Below are 1,248 nucleotides of genomic sequence, written 5' to 3'. Positions count from 1 at the left end.
GACGCGAGTGGTCAACAATTTGCATCGGCGTGCCAAGGCATTCGGCTTTGTTCTCCAGCCCTTGGAGCCGAAAGTAGTTGCTGCCGTTTCTTAGGAATCATTCTCCAGCGTCAGCTCTCCGATCTTGGCATGCAGCGACTTCACATCGACTGCGGGCGCGGCCGGCGGCCCGCCCCCTGGTCCGAAAATCCCGGAAGCATTGCCCTCAAGCTGCGATTTCCACGCCGTAATCTGATTGGGGTGAACGTCAAAATGCTCGGCCAGTTGGGCTATCGTCCGATCGCCTTTGACGGCGGCCAGAGCCACCTTCGCCTTGAAGGCCGGTGAGTGATTCCGGCGTGCTCGTCTGCTCATCGTCTCTCCTGATTCGCGGGCCTATCGTGCCCGTCGTCAGGCAGAAACTCCACTTAACGTCCTGTGCAGATTTCCGGAGCCGGCTCTACTCCTTGGACTTCTGCTAGCCTCGCGAGCGGTATCGTTTGGATGGGAGATCATAGTTATGCAATTTAACTTTCAAGATTTGAGGCCGATGGATCGTTATGAACTATTGCTAGGTACGGTTCTTCCTCGACCGATCACAATCGTGACGACGCTTTCAGGCAACGGCACGCTCAACGCCGCGCCCTATAGTCTGTTTAACGTGGTAAGTCACGATCCACCCGTCGTCATGATTGCCGTACTGCCTCACCCGGAACGTCGGCTGAAGGACACTGCGGCCAATGTATTCGAAACGCGCGAGCTCGTTGTAAATCTCGTGTCTCGATCCATGGCTGAGGCAATGAACATCACTAACATCGACGCGCCTCCGGGGACGAACGAGTTGATACTCGCCGGGCTTGATGTCATCCCATCGACGTCCGTGAAGCCGCCGAGGATTGCGACAAGCCCGGTGACCTTCGAATGTCGGCTGCTGACGTCACTTTCGTTTAATTCTGACCAAGCGGTCCTGTTCAGGGAGGTCGTCACTGCCAATGTATCCGACCATCTTGTTATTGATGCTGCTCGCGGCGTTATCGACACGCCGGGCCTCCATCTGTTTGGCGCAATGCATGCGGCACGCTGGTATTGCTCGACTGAGGACAGCTTCGAGATGGAGCGTCCGACTTGGAAGCAATGGATGGAACAAGGAAAGGTTTAGTCCCTCTTGAAGTCCGTTAATGGGATGGTCCGGCCGTGCTCCTGCCCCGCCAGCAAGCGAAGCTGGCAAGGGGCGCCACAGACAAGGAGCACGCCATGTCTCAGACACCC

The 1,248-nt window shown here is 56.7% G+C and carries 1 protein-coding gene and 1 pseudogene; one reads left to right on the top strand and one right to left on the bottom strand.

The features are described from left to right. Positions 1-96: 96 nt before the first annotated feature. Positions 97-354, bottom strand: a pseudogene (locus IVA82_RS34660) (transposase); the annotation flags it as partial. Between the two features lie 145 nt (positions 355-499). On the opposite strand from IVA82_RS34660, the gene IVA82_RS34655 reads away from it, so the two are divergent. Beyond that, positions 500-1,138 carry a flavin reductase family protein gene (locus IVA82_RS34655; protein WP_247385131.1) on the top strand — a complete coding sequence of 213 codons (639 nt, stop codon included), beginning with the start codon at positions 500-502 and terminating at the stop codon, positions 1,136-1,138. Positions 1,139-1,248: the final 110 nt, after the last annotated feature.

Origin of the sequence: Bradyrhizobium sp. 142 (genome assembly GCF_023074015.1) — a bacterium.
Classification (GTDB): Bacteria; Pseudomonadota; Alphaproteobacteria; order Rhizobiales; family Xanthobacteraceae; genus Bradyrhizobium.
The sequence above is the reverse complement of the archived record's forward strand: the minus strand, read 5'-3'. Positions and strand labels throughout refer to the sequence as shown.